The sequence below is a fragment of the Pedobacter sp. KBW06 genome (assembly GCF_003852525.1).
In the GTDB taxonomy this organism is placed as follows: domain Bacteria; phylum Bacteroidota; class Bacteroidia; order Sphingobacteriales; family Sphingobacteriaceae; genus Pedobacter.
The window spans coordinates 298,796-325,444 of sequence record NZ_QAJL01000001.1; the positions used below are offsets into that span (position 1 = coordinate 298,796).

At 43.0% G+C, this 26,649-nt stretch carries 23 protein-coding genes; 12 read left to right on the top strand and 11 right to left on the bottom strand.

Features of this window, described 5'->3' with window-relative positions; all coding sequences use genetic code 11:
• Window positions 1-267: 267 nt before the first annotated feature.
• Entirely contained in the window at window positions 268-2,796 is a 2,529-nt protein-coding gene (locus DBR43_RS01155; RefSeq protein ID WP_124577115.1) for an SEL1-like repeat protein, read from the top strand.
• On the opposite strand, the gene DBR43_RS01160 is transcribed toward DBR43_RS01155, so the two are convergent.
• Complete coding sequence (locus DBR43_RS01160) at window positions 2,789-3,184, bottom strand: (deoxy)nucleoside triphosphate pyrophosphohydrolase (RefSeq protein WP_124577117.1); 396 nt, start codon at window positions 3,182-3,184, stop codon at window positions 2,789-2,791. The two genes, DBR43_RS01155 and DBR43_RS01160, sit on opposite strands and share 8 nt — an antisense overlap.
• Before the next feature lie 208 nt (window positions 3,185-3,392).
• Between DBR43_RS01160 and DBR43_RS01165 the strand changes: the two genes are divergently transcribed.
• Window positions 3,393-4,031 carry an NAD(P)-dependent oxidoreductase gene (locus DBR43_RS01165; protein ID WP_124577119.1) on the top strand — a complete coding sequence of 213 codons (639 nt, stop codon included), beginning with the start codon at window positions 3,393-3,395 and terminating at the stop codon, window positions 4,029-4,031.
• A 72-nt stretch (window positions 4,032-4,103) separates the two neighbouring features.
• Here DBR43_RS01165 and DBR43_RS01170 read toward each other — a convergent pair whose 3' ends face one another.
• Window positions 4,104-4,658, bottom strand: coding sequence for a putative glycolipid-binding domain-containing protein (locus tag DBR43_RS01170; protein WP_124577121.1), 555 nt, complete (start codon window positions 4,656-4,658; stop codon window positions 4,104-4,106).
• Between the two features lie 7 nt (window positions 4,659-4,665).
• Window positions 4,666-5,094 carry a DinB family protein gene (locus tag DBR43_RS01175; RefSeq protein ID WP_158622394.1) on the bottom strand — a complete coding sequence of 143 codons (429 nt, stop codon included), beginning with the start codon at window positions 5,092-5,094 and terminating at the stop codon, window positions 4,666-4,668.
• A gap of 102 nt (window positions 5,095-5,196) precedes the next feature.
• On the opposite strand from DBR43_RS01175, the gene DBR43_RS01180 reads away from it, so the two are divergent.
• Window positions 5,197-5,682 carry a GNAT family N-acetyltransferase gene (locus DBR43_RS01180; RefSeq protein ID WP_124577125.1) on the top strand — a complete coding sequence of 162 codons (486 nt, stop codon included), beginning with the start codon at window positions 5,197-5,199 and terminating at the stop codon, window positions 5,680-5,682.
• Here DBR43_RS01180 and DBR43_RS01185 read toward each other — a convergent pair.
• Both DBR43_RS01185 and DBR43_RS01190 read right to left on the bottom strand, forming a co-directional pair.
• Entirely contained in the window at window positions 5,679-6,074 is a 396-nt protein-coding gene (locus DBR43_RS01185; RefSeq protein WP_124577127.1) for a YybH family protein, read from the bottom strand. The genes DBR43_RS01180 and DBR43_RS01185 overlap by 4 nt on opposite strands.
• Window positions 6,075-6,102: 28 nt before the next feature.
• The gene (locus DBR43_RS01190; RefSeq protein WP_124577129.1) at window positions 6,103-7,272 is read right to left on the bottom strand and encodes an MFS transporter; all 1,170 of its coding nucleotides are present in this window, start codon (window positions 7,270-7,272) and stop codon (window positions 6,103-6,105) included.
• 90 nt (window positions 7,273-7,362) lie between these two features.
• Between DBR43_RS01190 and DBR43_RS01195 the strand changes: the two genes are divergently transcribed.
• Window positions 7,363-7,722 (top strand): winged helix-turn-helix transcriptional regulator, encoded by a 360-nt coding sequence (locus DBR43_RS01195; protein ID WP_124577131.1) that lies wholly within the window; start codon window positions 7,363-7,365, stop codon window positions 7,720-7,722.
• On the opposite strand, the gene DBR43_RS01200 is transcribed toward DBR43_RS01195, so the two are convergent.
• Genes DBR43_RS01200 through DBR43_RS01210 form a run of 3 tightly spaced genes read right to left on the bottom strand, consistent with a single transcriptional unit; the run spans window position 7,719 to window position 12,486 of the window.
• Window positions 7,719-10,196 (bottom strand): outer membrane beta-barrel family protein, encoded by a 2,478-nt coding sequence (locus DBR43_RS01200; RefSeq protein ID WP_124577132.1) that lies wholly within the window; start codon window positions 10,194-10,196, stop codon window positions 7,719-7,721. The genes DBR43_RS01195 and DBR43_RS01200 overlap by 4 nt on opposite strands.
• A gap of 47 nt (window positions 10,197-10,243) precedes the next feature.
• A complete protein-coding gene (locus DBR43_RS01205; protein ID WP_124577134.1) occupies window positions 10,244-12,064 on the bottom strand; it encodes a M56 family metallopeptidase in 1,821 nt (606 codons plus the stop codon).
• A 23-nt stretch (window positions 12,065-12,087) separates the two neighbouring features.
• Window positions 12,088-12,486: a BlaI/MecI/CopY family transcriptional regulator gene (locus DBR43_RS01210; RefSeq protein WP_124577136.1), complete on the bottom strand. Its 399-nt coding sequence runs from the start codon at window positions 12,484-12,486 to the stop codon at window positions 12,088-12,090.
• A 235-nt stretch (window positions 12,487-12,721) separates the two neighbouring features.
• On the opposite strand from DBR43_RS01210, the gene DBR43_RS01215 reads away from it, so the two are divergent.
• Entirely contained in the window at window positions 12,722-13,258 is a 537-nt protein-coding gene (locus tag DBR43_RS01215; protein WP_124577138.1) for a hypothetical protein, read from the top strand.
• Here DBR43_RS01215 and DBR43_RS01220 read toward each other — a convergent pair.
• The gene (locus DBR43_RS01220) at window positions 13,255-14,046 is read right to left on the bottom strand and encodes a DUF3050 domain-containing protein (RefSeq protein ID WP_233602798.1); all 792 of its coding nucleotides are present in this window, start codon (window positions 14,044-14,046) and stop codon (window positions 13,255-13,257) included. The genes DBR43_RS01215 and DBR43_RS01220 overlap by 4 nt on opposite strands.
• 70 nt (window positions 14,047-14,116) lie before the next feature.
• Between DBR43_RS01220 and DBR43_RS01225 the strand changes: the two genes are divergently transcribed.
• From DBR43_RS01225 to DBR43_RS01240, 4 genes are all read left to right on the top strand, one after another.
• Window positions 14,117-14,668 (top strand): LemA family protein, encoded by a 552-nt coding sequence (locus DBR43_RS01225; RefSeq protein WP_124577140.1) that lies wholly within the window; start codon window positions 14,117-14,119, stop codon window positions 14,666-14,668.
• A gap of 12 nt (window positions 14,669-14,680) precedes the next feature.
• Window positions 14,681-16,591 (top strand): DUF2207 domain-containing protein, encoded by a 1,911-nt coding sequence (locus tag DBR43_RS01230; protein WP_124577142.1) that lies wholly within the window; start codon window positions 14,681-14,683, stop codon window positions 16,589-16,591.
• Between the two features lie 136 nt (window positions 16,592-16,727).
• Window positions 16,728-17,759, top strand: coding sequence for a helix-turn-helix domain-containing protein (locus DBR43_RS01235; protein WP_124577143.1), 1,032 nt, complete (start codon window positions 16,728-16,730; stop codon window positions 17,757-17,759).
• A gap of 96 nt (window positions 17,760-17,855) precedes the next feature.
• Window positions 17,856-19,001, top strand: coding sequence for a nuclear transport factor 2 family protein (locus tag DBR43_RS01240; RefSeq protein ID WP_124577145.1), 1,146 nt, complete (start codon window positions 17,856-17,858; stop codon window positions 18,999-19,001).
• A 149-nt stretch (window positions 19,002-19,150) separates the two neighbouring features.
• Here the strand turns inward: DBR43_RS01240 and DBR43_RS01245 are convergent, their stop codons facing one another.
• The gene (locus tag DBR43_RS01245) at window positions 19,151-19,816 is read right to left on the bottom strand and encodes a class I SAM-dependent methyltransferase (protein WP_124577147.1); all 666 of its coding nucleotides are present in this window, start codon (window positions 19,814-19,816) and stop codon (window positions 19,151-19,153) included.
• Between the two features lie 135 nt (window positions 19,817-19,951).
• On the bottom strand, window positions 19,952-21,190 hold the full coding sequence (locus DBR43_RS01250; RefSeq protein WP_124577149.1) for an RCC1 domain-containing protein: 1,239 nt from the start codon (window positions 21,188-21,190) through the stop codon (window positions 19,952-19,954).
• Between the two features lie 210 nt (window positions 21,191-21,400).
• Between DBR43_RS01250 and DBR43_RS01255 the strand changes: the two genes are divergently transcribed.
• From DBR43_RS01255 to DBR43_RS01265, 3 genes are read left to right on the top strand one after another with little or no spacing between them, the layout of a single operon-like run.
• Window positions 21,401-22,228 carry a FecR family protein gene (locus DBR43_RS01255; protein ID WP_124577151.1) on the top strand — a complete coding sequence of 276 codons (828 nt, stop codon included), beginning with the start codon at window positions 21,401-21,403 and terminating at the stop codon, window positions 22,226-22,228.
• Between the two features lie 19 nt (window positions 22,229-22,247).
• Window positions 22,248-25,292 (top strand): TonB-dependent receptor, encoded by a 3,045-nt coding sequence (locus DBR43_RS01260; protein WP_124577152.1) that lies wholly within the window; start codon window positions 22,248-22,250, stop codon window positions 25,290-25,292.
• Between the two features lie 13 nt (window positions 25,293-25,305).
• Window positions 25,306-26,649 carry a DUF4876 domain-containing protein gene (locus DBR43_RS01265; protein WP_124577154.1) on the top strand — a complete coding sequence of 448 codons (1,344 nt, stop codon included), beginning with the start codon at window positions 25,306-25,308 and terminating at the stop codon, window positions 26,647-26,649.

Genomic DNA, 26,649 nt, shown 5'->3' on the forward strand with positions numbered 1-26,649 from the left:
TTAAAGGTTATGAAGAGATCGTCTGTTCTCTGTTATTTATATCGTATTTATCAGTGTTAAAGCCCGGTTCCTGATATCGCCTGAGCAGCATAATCATGATGGCCTTCCAACTATTCCCTTGAAATTCGAATTTAAGTAATACTTTCTCATTCTTCAATTTCTAAACTTAAAATTACACGGAAATAGAAATCTCAATAAATAATTCCGATTATCAGTTTCCTTGCATTATTATTGCATAGAGCGAATAAGAAACGATTTCAATTTTTAATGGCGCACAGAATATACTTATACAACTTAAATAAAGACCTGCTTCCTGAAAAGATGTCTACCACCACAGCAGACCAGGACTTTTTAGCAAACATCCTGGCTGGAATAGGTAGCAATACTGAAGACAATCTGCTTATGGTAGAATGGAATTATGAATTTCCAGTCTTTTTACACCCTTTATTTGCTCATCAGCCCCTGATTTCAACACCTGTATTTAATGGAACTGATGGCGGAATCTATGCACCCGCAGCGTTGGGAATTCAGCGCATTAAAGCATTTTATGAATTTATAGACAAGCATAAAGCACAGCTCATCGATGACAAGCCGGCTTTTGACATCGCAAAACAACGCATCTTTAAATTTCTTGAGGAAAGGGTTATTCATGATTTTTTTCATCTTGATGCCTGGGATGTCTTTAATATGGATGATGTTCCACATAAAATACAGGCCATTCAGCTATTGAATGACATCAATACCACCAATGCCATTCTACAAGAAGCAATGGAACGGGATGACCCCTCCTTGCTGGACAACTGCCCGGAATTTAACCAGGGTCCGCTTCAATTTCAAAGCTTCAAACCTTACCTAAACCACTCTGGTTATGACTATGGCTGGGAGGTCATCAGTTCCGGTATATACGACGAAGACGAAACGGAAGACAATGAGTTTCCAGATCAGATTTTCTACATGGAAAACGGCTGCAAAGGAATGAAAGATGATTCCGGACAAATTCTGATTCCCGCACGTTACGACGAAGTCTATTATTTTCCAGAGGGAGAATCGCTCGCGCTCGTGCAAAAGGAGGATAAATACGGATACGTTAACCGTCGGGGAGAAGAATGTGTTCCCCTTCAATATGATGATGCCTTCGATCTGAGCAAAGGAGTAGCCATTGTAAAATTGAACGACAAATACGGTTTCCTTCAGCCAGACCAAAATATGGAGGTAGCCTTTCTCTACGACGACATTACCGATCTCAGTCTCGAGCCTCACTATTTTAACGTGTGCAAAGAAGAAACCTGGGGAGTAGCCAATGCCAGCAATGAGATCTTATTGCCTTTTGAATATATACAGGAAATCATTTGCCACGAATTTGATGGTTATAACTATTACTCCGGTGTTCTCAAATCAAGCAAACAAAAGCATTTCTTTTTACAGGATTTCAAAAAAATAGGAACAAATAAAGTTATTGAGGTACAATGGGCCGGCTTTGAGCAACAACAACATTTTTTCGTACCAACCGAGATCCTGTCTGCAGGCGATAAAAAAAAACTAAAACTACAATCACTAATCAGACAGGACGGAGAGATCATCCTACCTGCTGAATATGAAGAGATCAGCTATTGTAGTGGAAGCCAGGTGTACATCCTGAAACAAAAAGGAAAATTCGGATTGTTCCGCATCACCGGAGGCACCTTACTCCCCTGTATCTATAACCGCATAGATGAGCTCAATGAGGCTTGTTTCCGTATTTTTCAATCCGGAAAAGTTGGCTTTTTTGACAGTATGGATGGAAGAAACATTTTCATCAGTCCGCAGTTTGACTCCATGCGGGATGATGTCCGTAGAAATAAGAACGGCAGTTGGGAGATTCTGGGTTTCCTTGAAAACAGCGCATTCCTCATATCCAGCGATCAGACAACAAAGCCTGTAGACCATGAAATTGCTGCCAAACAGCTCTCCATAGGTTATTATCCGGAAAGCCTTGCTGAGGAGCAAAGGAAAATACTGGCTGACCTGGCAGGAACAAATGCGCCGGCACTTGACCTTTACCGCAAAGGATCAAAAGCACTGGATGAAGGAGATCTGGACAATGCCTTAAAATACCACTTGCTCGCAGCAGAAAAAGGAGATGCCGACTCCATGAACGATCTGGGTTTTATTTACAGCAGTAATGGCCCCCACTACGATGCCAACAAAGCTTATTTTTGGTATCGAAGCGGACAAAAAGCTGGCTCCATAGATGCCATGAATGGATTCGCCATCTGTCACCTGAATGGGATAGGTGTGAAACAGAATATTGATCAGGCCATCCGCTGGTACGAAAGGGCCGCAGAATATGGAAATGGCAGGGCACATGCAAATCTCGCCGACCTTTACCTGGATGGCATATGGGTCCAGCAAAATCTGGACAAAGCATTAAAACATTATCAGCGGGCGGAGCAGCTCAATTTCCCCAGTTATGGCAGGCATGGCTATGTACTTTTCCTGAAGGAAGACTATGAACCGGCGATCAATTATTACAAAGCAAGTGCAAAAGAAGGTGATGGTCAATCCGCCTATAACCTCGCCACCATGTACGAACTTGGGCAGGGCTGCAGGCCGGATATCCATAAAGCACTATCATTTTATCATCGGGCGCTGGAACTTGCTCAGACAGACAGTTATCTGGAACTAATCAGGCTCTACCGCCATAATGATGAAGTAAAAGACGAGGCGAAAGCGCTGGAAATGATAGCGCTGGCCAAGGCAGCGGGGATTGATCCTCCGGATGAGGACCCTCCAAAAAAACGGGGATGGTTCAGTTAATTTCTAAAGAATCCAGATAATCATTAACAATAGGAATATCCGCAGCTGCCCAGTCGCAAGCCGGCAGCGCGGATGTTTCCAACCAGCTATAGGAAGCATGTTCCCTTAAAACCACATCGCCGGCAATAATCCGGCAAACAAAGGGAATCAGGCGAATAGAAAATTCGGGATATACATGTTGGTGAGCTGCTCTTTCAGACAGAATCTGAATCTCGACATTCAGTTCTTCTTTTATCTCCCTGATCAGACAAGCCTCGGCACTTTCTCCCGGCTCGATTTTCCCTCCTGGAAACTCCATCTTCAGCGGCAATAACATCCTTGCACTCCGCTGAGCAACCAGGATTTTTCCTTCTTCACTAACAATAATCGCACAACAAACATCAATCATAGCCGAAGATAATTTTTTATCCCTACATTCGCTTCATATTACTTCTTAATACATATCTAAACAGGATTTTTAAAAACCCGACCTTGTAGACAGGAAAGCTACTAAGCCAGTCAAAAAAGCTGGCAGTAAATTGCTATACCCTTTTTTTTCCTGTCTTAAATTTTTCAATAATTAATTAGATGTAATCAATTTTGTCATTAAGAACAATATGAATGTTCCTATAAAAGTCGCCCTGATCGGCGCAACAGGTAAGGTAGGAAAACCCCTGCTTAATCAATTACTAGCGCAAGGATATCAGGTAAAATCCCTGATCAGAAAACCACAATCTTACCCCATTACACATCCTTCCATGGAAATTGTAGCGGGAGACATTAAGGACCTGGAAACCGCCATCGAACTCGTTAAAGGCTGTGATGTTGTAATCAGTGTGATCGGACAGCTCAAAGATGAACCCTTGATTTCCAGCCTTTCCGCATCCAATCTGATCCATGCGATGAACCAGGAGCAGATCAGCCGGTATATCTTCTTAACGGGATTAACCCTGGATATACCGGGAGATGAAAAAAGCGCAGCCAACCAACAAGGCTCAGCATGGATGAAACAAACCTTCCCCATCGTGGTTGCCGATAAAGAAAAGGCAGTTGAACTGTTACAACAGAGCAATATCGACTGGACCATTGTAAGGCTTCCATGGATCGAAGAAACGGAACAAAAGAAACAGCTGTTGGTTGACCTTCAGGATTGCCCGGGAGAGAAAGTAAGCACCACCGGACTTGCCACCTTCCTGATTGAACAAATCAGTGATCCTACGTTTATCAAAAAAGCACCCTTTGTGGCGAGTATCTAAAATAATCCGGATCTAAAACAAAAGGAGTCTGTTGCGAAACAGGCTCCTTTTTACATCAGGTATATACAGAAGCTAAGCCATTTCAAACAATCCCGGATAGGAACTGACCAGGTCAAATCCATCAAACTCTATCAATGCCTTAAAATCGTTTTCCGTATTTTCATATTTATACCGGTGTTCCGCTAACCTGGTATATACTTGTTCTACCCGTCTTACCTCAAATTTCAGCAGGTCAAAATACAACACGCTGATGTGCTGACTTTCTCCCAGCTTCATTCCTAACCGTTTTACCGGAAGCGAGTTGGTAAAAGGACTGAGCATGATATCGATTTCAATGCATCCTTTAAAGTTACTAAGTTCCAGCCCCTCTGCATCGAACCAGTTCCCTGCGCCATCGCTCGTATAGACCAATTGTTTAAAATCCCTCCCCATCCTGTTCTGTACGGATACCTCTAAAGTTCTCCAATTGGTATCGACATGGATTCGGTAAGAAAAATCCACTTCCCTCCCATCTACTGTACCTTCAATTACGGCAGATACGATCGTCTGATCCTTCTCCAGCAGCAACTCGCAATATTCAATGGTTTGGAGGCTGTTTAATCCTTTCCAAATGATGCTTTTCTTCATTACAACTCTAACTAATCACGATTTCACCCCGGTGATGGGTAACCTCTCCTACTGTATGCTGGATCATTTCATATCTCGACATCTGAAAATCTCCATGTCCGGGAATATCAAATGTAACCTTTTCTTTTAACCGCTCTTCTGATAATTCAGATACATAATCAAGTAGATTTTCAGATTGAATTACCAGGTCTTTAAGCAAGGCATCAATGGCTCCTTCAAATACTTTTTCTTCGGGAGAGCGGTCTTCCCGGCATTGTATTTTTTCCATCCATTGTGCTTCCGCAGTTAAGAGCTTCGATAGTTTTTGGTTGATATGGGGCAGTTCAGGAGAAACAGCTGCAGTTCCTTCCTTTCTTTCTGTCAGCCGGATAACCAGCTCATTATTTGCCCATAAATTATAGGCACATAAGTCTTTTGTCAGGGTTTGCAAATTCATCTTCATTTTGTTATTTGTTTATGAATCAAATTTCAATACCGACACTGACAACCCTATGGCAGTCCAAAAAATTATAATACTATCTTTGAAAAAAAGACAACTATGCCGATTACTTTCAGAACCATCGAGGCCCGCGACAATGAGCAACTTGCCAAAATCATCCGTACTTCTTTAGAAGAATTTAAGGTCTCTAAAATAGGAACAGTATATTCTGACCCCACAACGGACAACTTATATAAGTTATTTCAAACGGAAAGAAGCATCTATTTTATAGCTGAGGAAGACGGTCAGCTGCTTGGAGGAAGTGGCATATATCCTACAGAAGGACTGCCGGAAGGTTGTGCAGAGCTGGTAAAATTCTACTTATCAGGAAATGCAAGAGGAAAAGGAATTGGCAAACAACTTTTGGAAAAATGTTTTGAATCGGCTGAAGAGCTGGGTTATAGCGAGCTGTATCTGGAAACATTCCCGGAGTTGGCACAGGCGGTGGGTATGTATGAAAAGGCCGGGTTCAAGGCATTGGATGCTGCACTGGGAAACTCCGGCCATTTTGCCTGTAATATCTGGATGCTTAAAACACTGGATTAATCCAAAGAAACGAATAACTCCGACTGTGTGAGCCAAACGCCGTTAATTTTTCGCCACATGGCGGAGTAATTTCCTCTGAAAGCCTCAGTCTTATAACTCCAGCTGCCACTTTCCCAGGCCAGAATACCGCTATCACCAATCACAATCGAACTAGGTAAACGCTCAAATGAGGGTGCTTTTTTCGAAAACATCTCTTTCCATACTTTCAATAACTTTGCTTTTCCGGAATACTGGCCTCCTTCGCCGGAAATCACCACAATATCTTCCATCCAGTATTTGGCTACTCCAGCCACGTCCTGATTTGAGATCGCCATATTTGAATCCATCCTTGACAGGCGGATTGCTTCTTCTTCTTGTCTTTTAAAAAATGAGGTATTGTTCAATGAATTCATATAAAATCAGGTACCGGTTAGGGGTCAATTACTGGTTGCTAATATGAGAAAAAATTTGGGATTTACGCTCCAATAATGTTCTCCAGGCAATCATCAACAGGGCCATCAGCCCAAAACACATCCCTACCCAGGGGCTCTGTTTCACACCCATATCCGCAATCACCCAACCACTTAACATCGTTCCGACAGATACGCCGAGGTTCCCGAAAGAAGTAGACAAACTGTTGGCAAATTCCAGCGCATGAGGGGCTGCTGAAATCAGGTAAGCAGAAGCATTGAGAAAGGTTGGCGCATACAGAAAGCCCCAGATGGCGATCACCAGAATCGTACTCCAGCCATTCCCTCCGGAGTACTCCAGCATAAAAGGAACAAGCACCGTTCCGGCAAGAAAGAAAGCGGTGGTTCCAGGAATACTGATACTCAGCATTTTTCCAGCCAGCCAGTTTGCGAAAACACCGGTTATACCAAATAAAAACAACATATAACTGATCATTTCCGTATCCATTCCTTTTACCTTTCCAAGGTAGTCAGCAAAATAGCTATAGGTAGAAAACCAGGCAGCCACCATTAGGAAATTCATCGTTGCACTGATCAGAAAAGCAGGCTTTTTCAGGATTTTCAATTGACTGCCATACGACTTCTTTTCCCTGACCGGCATCGGGGGCATTCCCTTAAATATGGCGAGCAGTGCCAGGCCACTAACCAGCCCCTGCACGACAAATGAAGCCTGCCAGTTAAACACACTGGCCATATAAGTGGCAAAGGGTACGGTCGTCACCATCGCAATTGCAATCCCACCCAACACGATTCCCATCAGTTGGTGTGCTTTATTCTGCTCTGCATGGGCAAGGGCCGCTGCGATCGCGGTAGAGATGTAAACCGGCTGTAAAAAGGCCGGCAATAAACGCACAAGCATCAGTAGCCAGAAAGGTGGGGCCAATGAAGAGACCACACCGGTTAATAAAAAAATAGCAATGCTGAGCATCATGATCTTTTTGCGGTCAAATCCGGAAGACAGGAGCGTCATAAATGGCCCCGTTAACGCAATGACCAATGCAAATGCACTTAGGAGGATCCCTGCTTTGTCGATGCTGATCTGATAATGTTCCGCGACCTGAGGTAAAATCCCAATAACACCAAATTCCGTACTGATGATACCAATCATTCCGAGGCATCCGATATAGGCAATTTTCTTCATCTATGTATAATATGAGCAGCAAAAGTAAAAGCTAAGCATTAGATTTGTCCGCCGTACTACCCATTGTACGGAACTAACAAAAAAGTAAGTATGGCCGAAAGAAAAGAAAACTCCACCAACAGCCTGAACAGGAAGTGCATTGTCGAAAGCAATGACCTCAGTTATGCGATAGATATGGTTGGCGGTCGCTGGAAGCTACTCATTCTCGTCAATCTGGAAAAGAAAAAGCTAAGGTTCAATGAAATCCAGAAAGCGATGTCCAACATTACCGAGCGGATGTTGACCCTACAATTGCGGGAACTGGAAAATGATGGGCTAATCAGCAGAACAGTATATGCGGAGGTTCCTCCGAGGGTAGAATATGAATTGACAGAAATCAGCACAGAACTCATTCCAATATGGAAAAAGCTCTGTGCCTGGGGAGCAAAACACAGAAAGACGAGGGTTTAATTATTTACCCTGTTTTTTTCGGCTTCTGCACCGGTTTGGTTGTGTTTCCGCAGATCAGAGAAGGTTTTACCGAAACGATAGCTAAAACTCAGCAACACTGTCCTGGAGTCGGAACGGTTGCGCCAGCCTGCCGTAGTCAATGCCAGGTTATTAATTTCTCCGTTGATGATCCTGGTATAAAAGATATCACTGGCATTCAGTTTCAGCGTGGTACTAGGAGATAATTTCTTTTGGATACCCGCATTTACCGCATAAAGTTTGCCGATGGTAAACTGGGCATCATTGATCTTTGTACGGTACATCCCTCCAAGCTCGGTGCTCCAGCTCTGACTCAGCTTAAATTGAAAAGTATTGGTCGAAAAGAAAAAAGTGCCTTTGCTATTTAATACGCCATTGTAGAAGTCACTGCTCTTTGAATTTAAATTGGTCAGCTCTCCATAAAACTGCCAGTTCAACCAAGAAGTAAGGTCAAGACCTGCATTTACACTCAGGCTCTTCACAATCTTGCGGCCAATATTACCCGGCCTGCTGTAGTAAAGTCCGTTTTTGATTTCAATCGTTTCATTCACTTCATCCTTGGTGTCACTATAGCTAAAGGTGGTCGTAATCTTATTTTTAAAAGTATGAGAAAGCTCGATGCTATGGGTAAACGAAGGGTTCAGAAAGGGGTTTCCAAGATAGTAGGTAAACTTATCCAGGGGCGAAATAAAAGGATTCAATTGCTGAAAGTAAGGACGGTCTACCCTTCTGCCATAGTTTAAACCGATCTGATTATTGCCTGCTGTATCGAGTTTATAGGAAAGGTACAACGTCGGAAACAGATTGGTATAACTCCTGTTGAAAGCAGAGTCAGGCTTTAGCGGGTTCCCCATCTGGTGCCCATCTGAATTGGTATGCTCCAGACGCAGTCCCATTTGAAATGACCATTTCCCTGCCTCCTTATTCATATTCAGATAACCTGAATTGATGTTCTCCTTGTATATAAAATGATTGCTCTTTTCGTAGTCAGGTTTGGTCACCTGATTAATCGTATAGCTATAGTCCCCAACATTGTCGGTCTTTGTATAACTTGTCTTAGCGCCCAGCTCCATTTTCCAGTTGTTTTTAAAAGGCTTACTGTAATCGGCTTTCAACGTATAGATTTTAATATTAGAAGGCAATTTTCCCATCAGGATATCTTCCGATTTTAAACTTTGATCCGGTAAATAGGAAGAATTGCTGATCACCTGGTCATTCTTCGTATTGTACACGAGATAATCGGCATCAACAGTTAACTGCTGACCTTTTTTATCAAACTGATGCCGGTAATTCAGGTTAACCCCCAGGTTCTTAAAGATCTCGTTCTCCTTAGTCAGCGCTTTCACAATAGAATCCAGTCCGCGTTGCGCATTTAAAAGATTGCTGACATTGTTATTTGTTTCCGGTGAGGTTCTGTGCATTCCTGTAAGTACCACTCCCCAGGTTGTTTTTTCTGTCTGGTAATAATCCATCCCTACTTTACCATTAAAACCTGTGCCTTTTCTGCGGATATAACTGTTTTGTTCAAAATAGGATTTCGTACTTCCATCTTCGTTTTTATACTTGCGGAAAAGGTCCAGATCAGTAAAATTATTCTGAAAGGTATTGCTCAGGCTTCCAAAGAAATTCAGTTTATTATGGCGGTAGTTCAGGTTAAAACTATTGTTGCTTCTGGCGAGTTCTCCCTGGGTATAAGCGAGGTTCAATCCTCCGTTAAACCCTCTGGAATTGGTCTTTTTTGTCTTGATGTTGATCACCCCTGCTTTTCCCGCAGCATCGTACCTTGCCGGTGGGTTGGTCATCAGTTCTATCTGGTCCAATGAAGCCGAAGGCAGGGAACGCAGGTAACTTTCCAGATCCGCACCCGACAAATACGTAGGTTTATCGTCAATAAATATGGTGACCCCCTGTTTTCCTTTCAGGCTGATTACCCCGTTCTGATCCACAGACACACCTGGAGATTTTTCGAGCACATCCATAGCTGTGGTTCCTGAATTGGCAATCAATGCATCAACGTTGACTACCGTTCTGTCGATTTTTCGTTCTACAAAAGCTTTCTGTCCGACAATAGAAACTTCTTTCAGGTTTTTTGTTGTCGCCATCAGGCTGATGTCGGGAAGTAGCAGACCCGGATTCATCGCAGTGATGTGAAGCACTTCTGTCTGGTAATTCTGATAACCCATCGCAGAAATTTTTATACGGTAATCTCCTTCCTTCAATTGCTCAAAAACAAATTTGCCGTCCTGTTCTGTAAAACTGCTCTTCAGCAAGGTACTGTCCTGAACCCTGAATAAGCCTACTGTAGCGAGGTCAAAAGCTTGTTTTTGTTCGTTTAACACTTTACCTGAGATCTGTCCTTTGCCTGTACTTTTAGGCGTTACAGCGGACTGAGCAAAGGCAAAATTTGAGGCAATAGCTGCCCATGTGACTAAAATAGCCACGATATGTAGTTTCATTAATTTAGGTTTAGGGGCGTTAGGAGATCAGGCTAAAGTATTTCTGATTATTTAATTTCATAGTTATAGGCCAGGATCCAGTCGGGACGCTTCAGGTATTTCTTTGCGTATTTTTTATGGGTAGCCTCCGGTAAGGTTTTTCCATTCACCACAAATTCGTTCTTATCGATTCTAAAAGAAAGTTTTTCATTTTTCCAGATCAGGCCATCTTTGGTTAAATCGTTGGCGATATAGGTAGAAGTATTGTCATCAAACTCCCCTTTGTTCAGATAATCCGCCGTAATTCCAGTCTTTAAGGTTACTTTCCTTTTTTCAGGATTGTCGTCACTCTCCCTGACTATAGTTCTGGTCGTCTTGCTGCTCGAGGTTTTTACTTTTGAATCTTCTTCCGCTCTCAACCGATCCCTTTCTGCAGCAGATTTATCTCTTTCCGAAGCCAACTTATCCCTTTCCAAAGCAGATTTATCCCTTTCCGCAGCCAGCCTGTCCCTTTCCGAAGCCCATGCATCCTGGCCTTTCGCTAAGCGGTCTTTCTTTTGCGCCTGCAGGTCCCGTAAAGCAGCCTGTTTATTCAGCAAGATTGCTTGCTGGTCCCGCAAAGCAGCCTGCTGGTCACGTAGACTGGCTTCCCGATCACGTAAGGCAGCTTGTTGATCACGTATCGCAGCCTCCTTGTCTTCCAGCGTCTCCTGCTCATTGCCAGGACGATTTTCAACAGGAACAAGCCCCTTATCGGTTTTAACCGAATGCTGCTCTGATTTTGTTAACGAACTCTTCTGAACGGTAGAGTTCAGCTGTTTCTTCTTAACCCGTGTTGTATCTTGCAAAGCAACATTATTTTTCGGTTCCTTTCCTGCAGGTTGCGGCCCTGAAAAGGCAGCGGTTAAAGTAACTGCAGCAACCAACCCTACTGCAAGTATCCCTTTCTCAATCCTATTCAAACTGGGATTATCATTGGAAACCATTCTTTTCACCCGTTGCACCAAATGATCGTTCTTTCCCGAAATCGCCATGGCATACTCCGGATTTCCTGGCTGAAACTCCTGGCAGGAAATTAATGCACTGATGTAATTGACTTTATCATGAGTGCTGGAAATCGTCATGTCATCGCAGCAGCTCTCTCTTTCTTCCCGGATCAGCCTGCTAATCCACAATACCGCAGGGTTAAAGAAGAAGACAATCTCCATCAGGCTTTGTAAAATATTGACCAGGTAATCCCTTCTTTTGATGTGCGCCAGCTCATGGCAAATGATGGCTTCCACTTCTTTTTCTGACAGGCCATTGATCAGTCCTACTGGAATCAGGATTAATGGTTTAAGATGCCCGACCACCATAGGTACCTTTACAATCCCCGACTGGACAATCTGTACCACCTGGGTAATTCCAAACTGAAGCGCCAATGCTTTCAGCCTGTTTTCCCAGTATGCTCCAGCCGGGCTGATCTGTGTATTTCTGATTCTCTTAATGCTGTAGAGTCCCGCAAAAAGCTGGATACTTCTGGCGCAGATGACCAGGAACCAGATCAGCACGATGGTAGAAGCGTAACTGCTAAAATAACCAACCGTTTTTTGAAGCAAATTTACCGGCTCCGCTCCGTTAAGGGAAACATTTGCCTGAATTTGTTGATCATGCACAAATGGCGCAACTACACTCAGGGTTTCAAAATCGGTCTGTGCTGATTTCTGCCATTCGTAGGCAAAGGAAAAACTGCTGCTGAGTGCAAACAACATCAAACATGAAATGAGCAGGTTATAACGCAGTTTAGCACTGGATTTACTGGTAAATACCAGAATCAATGCCGTAATTAAAGCAAGTACAAGTCCTTGCCAAAGCGAGTGTAATAAGGTTTTAAAAATGATCGTTTCCATTCCTGTGGTTCTTTAAGGATGAATTATTTTTGTTCCAATTGATTCAATAGAGATTTAATCGTTTCCAGATCTTCTTTCGAAGTTTTTTTATTGCCCATCAGCTGCATCATCAACCTGCTGGCAGAACCATTGTACATGGTATCAATAAACTTCTCCAATAAAAAATCCTTGGTGGTCTGCTCCTTCTCTGCAACATGATAAATGTGCTTCATCTGACTTTCATCCCGGGTAAGGATTCCTTTATCTGTCATGATCTGCATGAGCTTTAGCGTGGAGGTATAATTTACCTCGCGGTTTTCATTTAACTTATCGTTCACAAGGCGAACTGTTAGCGGTCCCTGCTCCCACAATACCTGTAAGATCTCCAGCTCGGATTTCGTAGGTTCTATTTGTCTGTTATTTTCAGTACTCTGCGCTTTCATAACCTAAAGGTAGGAAACTTTTCGTACGAAACAATACTTAGGTTAATTATTTTTATTTATTTCTCCATAAACGCGCTTAAAACCACCTATCATACTGATTAATAAAGATTAACAAAAGCGATATCACTATATAAAATTACCCTCAAAAAATACAATATCATTATTATATCAAAATTATTACTAAAAACATAATGTATTTTATAGCTATCTTTCGTTATAATTATTAACGTTTTTTATGAAGGATAATGGCTTTATGATAGATTCGGATGGAATCTGCCTATTCATCACCCTCACACTCAGAACCTCTTTAGCCGGGAGGCTGGTCCTTATTTTCCTGAACATGATGTGTACAGGTATTATTGTTCTGGCTGCAGCAGAAAGAATTACGGCACTGATTCTGGCATCAACGGTGATCTTTTTATTGCTGATCAGGTACTCTCTATGGAACTTTTACGGTAAAGAATACCTGACCATCAATACAAAATCCATACGTTACCAGCACGATTACGGATTCTTCAAAACTACTCCTCAAATCAATAAGATTGGCACAAGCCTGATGGTGCAGGCACAAAACATTTACCAAACGGGAAAACCGAAACAAGTCCGCCTGGTTTTCATCTCACATAATGAGCTTGACTTCCCGGAGGAGGTGTATCATGTTGCGATCCCCATCACACAAAAAAATGCCAATGCTGTGATCAGGGGGATCAATCTCCTTTATCTGGACAAAGTAACTGACGATTATTCCTTACCGCCAATACACATGAATTAATGTTTACGCGCTAAAATTGCACGATAAGCACCATCCCACAGTCCGATTCGTTTTCTTAAAGATGCCATGCTCATCTCTTCCGCTGCTTTCCAGTGAGCTTCATTGTCGCCGCAAAGGTCTGCTGTCATTTCTAAAGCCAAATGGCTATGGTGATCACCATCTACCTCAATATGCCTGTCCAGATAATACTTAAATAAAGAGATCTGCTCAGGGAATTTCTTATTCAGGTCGCTTACGATGGATAAAAACATATTGGGAATCAGGTCTTCTCTTCCGAAAGTAAAGGTGCTTGCCTGTACATGATGTTGCCCGCTGTTAATCACACTGAAAGTAAAATCAACAAAGTCCATCGCTTCCTGAGGAGTTCCTGCCGCCTGATATGCTGCATTCAAATCTGCTCCGTTTTGTAAAGCATTAATGAACCTGCCGATCTCCCTGGTATCTGCGCCACATTGTTCCATGGCATCCAGGTACATCTCAAAATGACTCTTCTTATTTCCATGTGCATCCACATCTGATTCCTCACCAGCCACAATCTCATTGATCAATGACCTGATGTTACCTGATCCTACCGGAAACCAGGGTAAACTCGTGCAGGTCAGGTTAATTTGAAGGGCTTTCAGTAATGACATAAAGTCCCATACCGCATAGATATGGTATTCCATAAAGATCCGGAGGTCTTCCAGGTCATTAATTACGGAATATACTTTATGGTTGATGATCTCCTGTCTTAAAGGCTCGATATCGTGTTGAATTTGTTCAAGGGTACTGCTTATTCTGTTATCCATTATCATAAAAATGCAAATGTAAACATTCAGTATGATTGAATATTGTTATCTTCCTCTAACTTATTTAAATATGACAATACTTATCATTACCGGTATCGCACTATTGCTCCTGATTGGCAGCATTTTAACTTACAATCAGCTGGTTAAAAAGAGAAACCTCATGAAAGAAGGCTGGAGTGGAATTGATGTTTATCTTAAAAAACGATACGACCTCATCCCAAATCTGATTGAAACGGTCAAAGGGTATGCTACACATGAGCAGCAGCTGATGGAAAACATTACCCGGTTGCGCAGCAATGCCATACAATCCGGCAGCAGCCAGGAGAAGATCCTTGCCGAAACGGGGTTGACACAATCCATCGGACAACTGATGATCGTTGCAGAAAACTATCCCGATTTAAAGGCAAACACCAATTTCCAACAGCTTCAGTCGCAATTGGAAACCATAGAATCAGAGATAGAAATGTCCAGAAGGTACTATAATGGAACGGTAAGAGAGAACAATATCCTCATTGAATCTTTTCCATCCAATCTTCTGGCCACTGCTTTTAACTTCCAGCAAGGCAGTTTCTTCGAAATACAACGCCCTGAAGAAAGGGAAAATCAAAAAGCATCCTTTTAAAATAACGTCATCATGATCCACAAGTTTTTCCGATACTTCAGTTTCCTGCTCTTCCTTATTCTGCTTCAGTTTTCTCAACAGCTATTTGCACAAACAGAGCGGATTCTTTCTTTCCATTCGGACATTAAGATTGACAGCTCAGGATTGGTCAGGATCACCGAGCTTATCAAAGTAAATGCCAACGGAGATCAGATCAAAAGAGGCCTGGTAAGAACCCTGCCCCTATATCGAAAAGATATTTACAGCACCAGGAAAAAAATGGACTTTTTAGTGGAACGTGTGATGAAAGATGGCGCCGAAGAACCTTTTTCCACGAAAGAAGCCGATGGCATGAGGTCAATTTATATCGGGCGCGAAAGCGTTTTGCTTGAACCCGGCATATACGAATATCAAATCGTTTACAGTACCAGAGGACAGGTCGGATTTTTTAAAGATTATGATGAATTGTATTGGAATGTAACCGGAAATGAATGGGCCTTCCCTATTGATGCCGCCTCAGCCAGCATTCACTTTCCTCTTGGCGCTAAAGGTGGAAACACGGTTTGCTATACAGGAATTGCAGGCGCTAAAGCCCATGATTGTACTTCTTTTAACGAGAGCGATGGCAGTGTCACCTTTAAAAGCAATCAGTCTCTTTCTCCAGGTGAAGGCTTTACGGTTGCCGCAGCCTTTAGCTCAGGATTCATCAAAAAACCATCATTTACAGAAAAGCTGTTTACAGAATATAAGGAAATAGCTATTACTGCATTACTTTTGATCGCGCTTGGGGGATATCTTTTCTACACCTGGCAGCGCTATGGAGTAGATCCGGAGAGCCCAACAGTAATCCCCAGCTTTAATGTTCCAGGTGATTTCTCGCCTGCCATGCTCCGCTACTTCAATAAAAGGAAACCAGACCAAAAAGGTTTTGCCACTTCTGTTGTCAATATGGCCGTTAAGAAAGTCATCAGGATTCGAAAAGAGGAAGGCGACTATGTATTGGAACGTGCTTCTGAAGACATTAGTGCACTTAGTCCCGAAGAACAGCAGCTCTATAAACACCTGCTGGGTACGAGGTCAAAAATTTCCATCGACCAATCCAATAACAATACCATATCTGCTGCAAGAAGAGCCTATGAAACCAGTGTAAAAGTAAAGCTGGACTTTGAGAAATACTTTGTTAAACATAGCAAACACCTCATCAAAGGCATCCTGGCAACCATCGCCGCATTTGCTTTATTTATGTATTTTGTTGGCGGAGGTTATCCCCTTGTTCTTCTTTTCTTTGCCCCCTTTCTTGGGGCCGGATTATTTTGCATTTATCTTGGAATTAAAGGGCTGCGCTCCACCTATGGGATCTCTTTTTTCTTAATTTTATTCGGACTTGGCTTTACAGGTGCACCGGGCTGGATGCTTTTCCAGTTCATCGGAAAAATGGAACCTACCAGCGCGGTTTTTATCATCCTCGCGACACTCCTGTTCCTGTCTTTTATTTACCTGATTAAAGCACCAACAGTCTATGGAGCAGCCATGCTCAGTGAAATAGCAGGATTTAAAATGTACCTGGAAACTGCAGAACAGCATCGCCTGAACCTGTTGAATCCACCGGAGCTCAGCCCGCAGCTTTTTGAAAAATTCCTGCCTTATGCCATGGCACTGGATGTAGAAAATGCCTGGGGAGCTAAGTTTGAACAGGTCTTTGATGGTACGGACTACCAACCCGAATGGTATTCCGGCGACAATTTCGCATACCGTTCCTTCGGCTCAGGATTCGCAAAACCTCTGAGCTCTGCCTTTGAAAATGCAACGCCATCGATCAGTACATCTTCAGGTTCAGGCTCTTCTTCCGGATCTTCCGGAAGTTCCAGCTGGAGTTCCGGAAGCAGCAGCAGCAGCGGATCTTCCGGTGGTGGCGGAGGCGGAGGTGGCGGCGGAGGCTGGTAATTACCTTAAGATTAATTCGTAACTTGCTCCCGGGATGCCCACAAACATATTTAATTAACTATCAACACTGTATGTTAATTCCCGGTATAGTGAGCAACTTATTTCATCATCCACCAGGAGTTAATTTAATAAAACAATGACAGGGTTAAATCAGTTGCTTTTCTTTTTTAGTGCATTAGGTGCTTTTAATGGTTTCATACTTTCCTTATATTTTGCGATACATGCTAAAAAGAAAATTTTTACCAACTATTTTTTATCCCTGCTCCTGCTGGTTTTAAGCATCAGGATTATCAAGTCTGTATTTCTGTATTTCAATCCCGGTTTGTCCAATATTTTTATTCAGATCGGACTTTCTGCCTGTGTCCTCATTGGTCCATTTCTCTTTTTATACCTGAAATCCTACACAGAAGATAAAAAACCAAACTGGACAAGACATGTGATCCCCTCTATGGCAATAGTTACCGTTTTAGGAATTCTCTATCCATATGTTGAATATCGTCCTGTTTGGAGCAGATGGATCATAAAAGCAATATATTTCCAATGGTTCATTTACCTTATTTTATCCCTAAAATGCCTTCAGCCGATTATTCAAAAAATCAAGGGAAAAGAAAGCCTGGCAAAAATTGACATCTGGTTACTGAGCATCTATCTGGGCGTTGCCCTGATATGGCTGTCGTATATGACCGCGGCTTACACTTCTTATATTGTCGGTGCTTTGTCCTTCACCTTTATTTTGTACGTCATCATATTGCTTTTAATCTTCAGGAACAGTAACGGGACGACTTTTTTTCAAGAAAAAGAGAAATATAAAAACAAAGAAATTGACCAAAGCACGCTGGACATCATTGAGCAAAAACTATCGATCATCATTGAAAAAGAGCTCTTTCTTAACCCAAATTTCACGCTTGAAGAAGCGGCAAAAGAGCTGAAGGTAACCAAGCACATCTTGTCTCAATATGTAAATGAGATATTGGGCAAATCTTTCTCAAATCTCATTAACGAATATAGAATTGAAAAGGCAAAAAGGCTATTGGAAACCGAGAAAAACTATACCATAGAAAGTTTAGGCTATGATAGCGGTTTTAACTCAAAATCGACCTTCTTTACCACGTTTAAAAAAATAACGGGCCTAACCCCTGCGGCCTATCAGAAATCATACTCCAAATGAGTTCGACATTATAGAATCAGACTTCTACTTTATAAACTAAATCCCTTATCATAAGGGCATCCCGGAAATTTACGCTTATTATCAAATTTAAAAAAAATGAGAAAAGCGTTTTTATCTATTGGAATCAATCTGTTACTGAGCCTCTCCTCTGCGGAGAGTTATGCGCAGAAAAAAATCTTATTTGTCACCTCAAACCAGGATTTTTATGGAAACACAAAAATAACCACGTCCAACCACTTTGGAGAAATCGTAGTTCCATATGATGCATTTACAAAGGCGGGATACACTGTTGATTTCATCAGTCCAAAGGGTGGTGCCATTCCCATTGGTTACATCAACTCGTCAGACAGTATTCAAAAAAAACATCTTTATGACGGCTGGTTTATGGACAAACTGGGGCATACAAAGAAACCAACCGAAATTATTGCCGGTAACTACCTAGCCATTTTTTATAGTGGCGGCGGTGCTGCAATGTATGGCGTGGCAGAAGACAAAGCCATTCAAAAAATTGCAAGGGAAATTTACAACAAAAACGGGGTGGTTTCAGCATTGTGTCACGGGACTGCCGGAATCGCATTTTTAAAAGATGAAAACGGCAATTCCTTATATAGGGGAAGGAAAATCACGGGTTACCCGGACAAATTTGAAAACAAAGAAATGGAGTATTACAAAGCATTTCCGTTTTCAATAGACAAAGCAATCAAAAACAATGATGGAAATTTTGTTTACGCTGAAAAAGGCGGAGATGGCTTCTATATTGTTGATGGCAGATTTGTAACCGGACAAGACCCGAGTTCCGCGTCCAAAGTAGCAAATGAAATCATTACCATTCTCGATACCAACTTTAAGGACAGGAACAAGACAGCTGAAGAAAGCGATTTAACTCAAATTACAGCAGTACTTTCTGACTACATAGAAGGTACAGCAAATGGACAACCTGAAAGACTACGCAAAGCCTTTCATCAGAATTTCAATCTGTACACCGTTGCAAAAGACACACTATGGATACGTTCAGGCGAGCAATACATTTCCAATATAAAGCGCGGTGAAAAGTTAAACAGAATAGGACGTATTGTTTCAATTGATATTGAGAAAGATGCTGCAATTGCAAAAGCAGAAATCGTAGTTCCCAATTCCCGAACTTTTACAGATTATTTTCTACTGCTCAAATACCAGGGCGCCTGGAAGATTGTACATAAAAGCTACAGCTGGCAGGAATTGCCGAAAGCAGAAAAAAGATAAAGACAGATCCGCCAATATGCGCTTTCGTGATGACGGGCCAACGAAACCTGCCCGGGCCTGCTCATCCGGAAGTTCCGGCTGGAGTCTGCAACAATCGCAGCACCAGTGGAGCTTCCGGAGCTGGCGGAGCCTGATTCAGGACTCCCGAGCTATTTTCCGGCAGCAACGATCACAATGTCCCGCTGCACCGCTGTCCCTAAATTACTTTGGGTATGGTCTTTTTCTTCGATAATATCAAGGATATGAAAACCAACCTCTTCCAGCAGCTGACTTAGCATCTGAGCGGTATAAAGTTGAAATTCCCATTTTGTAAAGGGCAATTGCTCCATAAATTCCTTAGCGGCAAATGCGATACAGAATCGGCCACCGGGCTTCAATACCTTGTAAATCTCGGCTGCATAAGCTTTAGGATCTTTCCAGAAATAGAGGGTATTCACCGTAAAGATCTTTTGAAAAGTATCCGCCGGAAAATCCAGATGCTCCCCGTCAGACAGCTCGAAAGAAACGCTTCCTGAATTAATAAGGGCCGCGTTAATCCTCTTTGCCTCCTCGATCATCGTCATAGAGATGTCCGTTCCGGTATACAGCAGATCCTTTGCCTTGTCCATCAGCAGCCCTACATGGCTGCCGTTCCCCTGCCCAATCTCCAGCACCTTTTCATCATCGCTAAGCGCCAAAGATTCGATCGTTCTGGTAATCATATTTTCATTCGAAAGTGCCATCCGCTCGCCGGTTTTTATCCCCGCTTTACCTTTAGGCTGGCTCAGCTGACTGGCCACTTCTTTCAATTCTTCTTCAGTCCATTCTTTTTTCATTATAAGTATGTTTTTATTTAGCATGAAACCTATATTTCTTACCTTCTGTAAGCGATGTTCCGATAGGAATGTAAATTTCCGAAAAATAACATCAGGTCTTCTTCTTCTCCGGAAATTTACATGATTAAAAAATCGTTAAGGCAAATAAATATGTCCGCTAAAAGATAAAATAGGCTTGGTATTTCCAGTACCCTTACCCAAAGAATAAAAAGCACCCATATCCGAACCTGCTACAAACAGAATTCCGCCATTGCTGTTTTTTCTGATCACAGAAAAGTTAAAACCAACTACGGCATCTGCTACAGAAGATTGCCCTGCAATTTGTACCGGACTAAGGATGGTTTCTGCCACCTCTGAACTGGGATTGATCTTTCCATTTCCAAGCTCACCGTAAACATTTTCTCCCCATCCCCATAGGCTGCCATCAGTTTTTGTCGCCAGTACCGTTCTGGCAAACAGACTTACCGTATTCCAGTTTTTATCGGTACCTACCTGCACCCAGTTGGCCTGGGTATCCATATTTCCGATGCCAAGTTCTCCACGGCTATTTCTTCCAACGGCCCATAAAGTTCCGTCCGTTTTGATGGCAAGTGTTCCCCTGGCCCTGCCATAACTCACCATTTTATATTTTGAGCTACCACCAACCAATACCGGGCTCAGCTGATTGCTGGTATTGCCATTGCCCAGCATTCCGTTCTGGTTTACACCCCAGGCGTATAAAGTTCCGTCTTTTTTGATCGCAAAAGAAGCTCCCCAGTTGTTACCGGTGAAGATCTTGTCCCAGTCGCTCTCTGCACCCACCTGAACCGGTGTTAAGGTTTCCCCTGTACTTTGTCCATTTCCCAGACGTCCGCTGCTATGGGTTCCCCAGCTCCATAACGTATTGTTATTTTTGATGGCGATGGTATAATTTCCACCTGCAAGAACCATTTTCCAGTCCGTATCATTGCCTACTCTTGTTGGAGTATTTACTGCCGTCCCTTTAGTGCCGATCCCCAGCTCTCCGGAAGTATTTTCTCCCCATGCCCATAAGGAACCATCAGTCTTAATGGCCACCGTATGCCCATAACCGGTATTGATAAATTTCCAGTCCCTTTCTGCGGACAATAATGCCGGCGTCGATATGCTGTTCGTATTACCTGTTCCCAATTGCCCTGTAGCATTATGGCCCCAGCCCCAGATGCTTCCATCGGAACCCAGTGCCACGGTATGTGATTGTCCGGTGCTCATCGACACCCATTTATTTTCTTTTACTTCAGGCGTTACCGTTTCGGTTGTAGTTTTTTCCTTTTTACAGGAACTGATTCCGAGCGATAAGGAGATCGCAAATAACCAAACACCTTGTGTCTTTAAGCGCTTATATTTTCTGTTCATTTCAAATAATAATTTAAATCGTTTCTTAATTAAGATTTACCTAAAAGACGTAAGCAGCAACAACTGGGGTGAAGAGCAGAGGAATTTATTTTATTTACACACTCATTATCAGTGAAATAAAAAAAATTAAGACGAATACTTCACCCTCTCCTGCTGCTTTCCCGTCATTCCTGTAAACAAGCGCTTAGCTTTATTTAGATCCCTTAAAAATTGGAAGAGCAGAACAACATTAACTTTGATCCCAAAAAAGGCTGGGAACGTTTCTCCGGCCGCGTGGAAAGAGAACAGCAGCTACAACAGCGAAGATCCAGATGGATCAAATATGCCGCTGCCCTATTCATTCCTGTCCTGCTGGTTTCAGGATTACTCCTAACGAGGCATTACCAGCAGGCCCCGGAGAATGAGGCCCTGGTTTTCATTTCCTCAGGTATCGGGGAGCAAAAGGAAGTACAACTCCCGGATGGATCCAGGGTATGGCTGAATGCGGCATCCGAAATCAGTTATAACTTTAAGAACAAAAAGGAAAGGGCAGTCAACCTGCTTAAAGGAGAAGCTTATTTTGAAGTGAGCCATGATCAGAAAAAGCCTTTCATGGTAAAGGTCAATGCGCTTTATATAAAAGTATATGGGACCGGGTTTAACATTAACAGTTATGATCCGACCGTAAAAACCACCCTTATCCATGGTAGCATTGGTGCCGGTTGCTCCGGTCAGCACCTGATGCTAAAGCCAGGGCAGGAAGCTTCATTTGATGCACAGACTAAGGCTTTCAAAGTCAAAAATGTGACTATAAATGATTTTGCAGCCTGGCGCAATGGTCTCCTGAATTTCGAAAATGCCAGTCTCCGGGAAATCGGAACAATTCTGGAAAGACAATATGGATACACCTTGTCTTTCTCTTCCAGTCAGATTGCAGAAATGCGTTTTACCGCAACAGCAAAGATAAAAGACGGGCTTCCTCAACTGCTCGGATTCCTGAATAAAGTATCAGGACTTCAGTTCAAAATCATCAACAAAACAGTATTGGTAAGTCCATAACCTGTTAAATCACCACCACATGTTAAGAAAATATTTAGTGATCTTCAGCTGTGTCCTCTGCAGCTTTTCTTTAATCAGTAACAGTTTTGCCCAGCAACTCGACCAAAAAGTCCCTTTGCTAAGCATCAATGTTAAAAACATCAGCCTGATCGAACTGCTGGCGCTCATCAAAAAACAAACCGGATTAAACACTGTATACAACAATGATCTGCTCAACAAACAGGAAAAAGTAAGCCTGAACGTCAGCAAACTTCCGGTAAATGAAGTGATGAAAAGGGTATTAATGTCCCGTCCCCTTTCTTTTAGCATTGAAAAAAACACGCTTTTCATTATTCCCGGAAAGAACAACATCACGACCAATCCGGTAGATATTCACCAAAAACAAACCGTAAATGGTGTCTTATATGATGCGGATGGCAGCAGCCTGCCTTTTGCCCGTATTACGGCACTGGAAACCGGACAAGCAATCTATACACAGAACAATGGAAGTTTCAGCATCAGCCTGGATAAGGTTCAGAGGAGTGCTTTAACCCTGCAGTTCAGCTACATTGGCAAGCAGAGTAAAAACCTGATGATCCATCCGGATTCTGTTTATAAAAACCTCAAGATCAGTTTATCCGACAATTCGCTGTACCTTTCTGAAGTGCAGGTAAATGCCAACAGGGCGATGTCCGGCAATTCCAACTCTTCGATCTTTTTTAACAGAGAGGCTATAGAACTAACCCAGGCCTTATCTCTGTCTGATGTCCTGAACATGCTGCCAGGAAAATCTGTAAATGCACCCAACATTACCAATCCAAATATCCTTACCCTCCGTTCTGTAGCGGGAGACAGCTGGAACAACGACGTGTTTAGTCGCAACAACGCTTTTGGCGTTACCTACATTATGGATGGTGTCCAGATGAGCAATGATGCAAATATGCAAAGTACAAATCCCGGAGTAAATGGCTTCCTGAGTCCTTACATCAAAGGAGAATATGGACTGGGATTAAACAACCGGAATACCACTACCGGCGACAATGCCTATTCCGGAATAGACATGAGACAAATCTCCGTAGACAACATCGAGAGCATAGAAGTCATCTCCGGAGTGGCATCAGCAAAATACGGAGACTATACCGACGGCGCAGTGATCATCAACAGACAGGCAGGAAAATCCCCGCTTTCCGCACGGGTATCCCTCAGAAACGGTACCACCCAATACAGTCTGAGCAAAGGCATCGCCTTAAAAAAGAATGGCTCCGGACTTAATTTCGACCTCAATTACCTGCGGGTCAATAACGACCCCAGAGACAACCTCAAGGCCTATTCCCGCATCAGTGGAAGGGTGATGCATACCAGTAATTTCGGAAAAGCGAATCAGTTCAGAAACAACCTCTCTATTGGAGGTTCGGCAAATCTGGATGGAACAAAACTGGACGTAGACGATAAAGCAGAGCGAAAAGCCAGGTTTGAATATACCAATCTGAACCTGACCAACCGGCTCTCCTATACTTTCCCGGAATCTTCCTTCTTCAGTAAGGCAGACTGGAGCCTGGGCTTAACCACCGGAAGACAATACTCTTCTATGCAGTATAAAGTGGCAGGAGAATCCTTCCCCTATGTAGATAGCGCAAATGAAGGCGTCAATGTAGGTGATTATGCCAATGGCTATTACCTCGGACAAACCATTGTTGAAGGAAAACCACTCACCGCAAACACCAATTTTAGCCTGTCAGCGGATTACCATACCGGAAAAATTGCGCACCGTATGAACCTCGGTGCGAACCTGTACTATTCAGATAATTTTGGAAGAGGCCAGATCATTGACCCGGCGCAGCCTCTTTTCTCTTCTAACAATGAACGTTCTTACGATTATAAACAACTGAAAGGCCTGCTAAACTACGGTGCTTTCCTGGAAAACAGTTTCGCCATTCCCATTTTTAACAGAGACCTGAACATCAGAACAGGGATCAGGCTGGATCAGCAAAGCGGCGCTGTTAACCTCTCCCCAAGGATCAATACCAATTACAGGCTGAACGATAAAATTACTTTTGGCGCTTCTTACGGCATCGCCACAAAATCGCCTTCGCTAGCCCACCTCTATCCAGGCCCGATCTATTTTAACACCCCACTCATCAGAGCCAATAACGAGGATCCGGATAAACGCCTTTATCTGGTCTATACCCATATCATCCGGCCGGACAATGCAGACCTGAAACCTTCCAAATCCAACACTTTTGAGCTTTCCTTTAATTACAACGGAAACGGAACCAATTTCTCTGCCTCCTACTACCGAAAAAACACTTCAGATGGCTTTTCCACCAAACGTCTGGTTAAAGAAATGATCGTACCAAATTACACTTATTTCATCGACGAGAATGGAAAAGCGGCCTATAAGGCAACCGGAGGAATCAGTAAAAAGCCGATCAGCTATTCTCAAATGATCAATAGCCAGAATACCAGCAATAACGGAATCGAGTTTATGGTCAGCACACCAAAGATCAGCGCCATTGCAACCTCATTCAACATCTCGGCAGGATATACCAATTCTTATTTCTACGATACGGCACCTTCCATGAACATCGTCAATCTGGACAACGTAGACTTTACACAGGAAGCTGTATTTGCCGTATTTCCTCCCGAAAACAGAAGAAATATTCAATGGAGAACCAGTCTTTCTTCCAGCACTCATATTCCTTCACTGGGCCTGATGATCAATTTGATCGGCGACCTTCCGGTGAAGACAAAGTCCATCTATTACCAGCGTTCTTCAACCCCTATCGGTTATTATGACCTCGCGTTTAACTACCATCCGATTGACAATTTTGACCCCAACAGCCCCGTTTACGGACACCTGGCCAATCTCCCTCAATCCTCTTACAGAGATACCGAAAGACACCCTATATTTTATGGAAATGTACACCTGAGGTTGAGTAAAGATGTCGCAAAAAAGCTTCGTTTCTCTTTCAATGCCTACAATATGCTCAACTGGAGACCCAGCTATACCGTTGCCAGTTCCGGCAATAAGGTCGTACTCAATGAACCGCCATCCTTTGGTGCCGAAATCAGTTTAAAACTCTAATCCTTTAAAACTCATGAATAAAAAATATACTTTTTTACTGGCTGCCTTATTCCTCAGCAGCCTCTGTGCCTGCAGAAAAGAGCTCATCACAGGCCTCAGGCCGGTTAATGTGACCGTTAAACTGGATTTTGATCCTGAAATTTCCGCTTTCAACATTCCCATGAACGACCTGGAAGTAAAACTCAAAAGCCTGGGAACCGGCGTAGAGACCCTGGTTAAAACCAATGCCAAAGGCGAGGCTGTGTTTGAGAAAATCAGCTCCGGAAGTTACGACTTCATGGTCAGCAAACGCTTCAGTCCACAGGAATATCAGCGCCTGACGGGGATCAGTGTAGAGAGTGATATGGTTTTCAATTCCGGAAAAACCAATTACACCATCAAAACCAATGAAGGAAATTACCAGATTCCAATGACCCTCAAGCGTGGTGTTCAGGGAAAATGGGTCATCAAGCAATTGTATTATGCAGGCTCAGACCTCTATGATGGTGCTTCCCTGAGGGATAATTTCTTCGAAGTGTACAACAATACAGGAGAGGTACTATATGCCGATTCACTCTGCATGATGTTCGTGTATGGCCGCTTATCCACCACCTATAACCGGACCGATTTATTACAACCGAACGGGCAGTTCGACTGGACAAAGGCGGCCGGAACGGAGCCCTCACCTGCCAATGCCAATGAGGATTACCTCTATGCTCAGGCGATTTATCGTTTCCCCGGAACAGGCAAACAATATCCGGTACAACCCGGACAAAGCCTTGTGGTGGCACGAAGTGCCATCAATCATCAGCAACCCTTTACCAATAAAAACGGGAAAGTATATGAAGTAAAAAGACCAGACCTGACCGTAGACCTTAGTAAAGCAGATTTTGAAGTTATCAGTACCCCTGCTCTTGCCCCCGGCGAAAAAGGTTCAGAGATCGACATTCCTACACCTGGAAAAACAAGCCTGGAGGTGATCCAGGTATTCGGAAAGAACATGATGATGGACAACATCGGCAGAGTCGGTTATGCTCTATTCAAAACATCCGAAGACATCCGCAAATGGCCTAAATATGCCGAAGTCAAAGAAACCAGTATCGAAGGAAAAACCCTGTATACCAGAGTTCCAAAAAAATACATCATTGATGCGGTAGAAACTCAGCCCAGCACTGCCGGAAGAAGAATTCCTAAAAAATTAAGTATGGAACTGGATGCCGGTTTTGGCTTTGTTCCCGGAGGTTCCTACAGCTCCCAGGCGCTGATCCGCAGGGTGGAAAGAATAGAAAACGGAAGAAAAATTTTAATGGATACCAATAACTCAAGTGTGGATTTCGAATGGATCATGCCAGCAATCCCCGGAGGTTTTAAACAATAA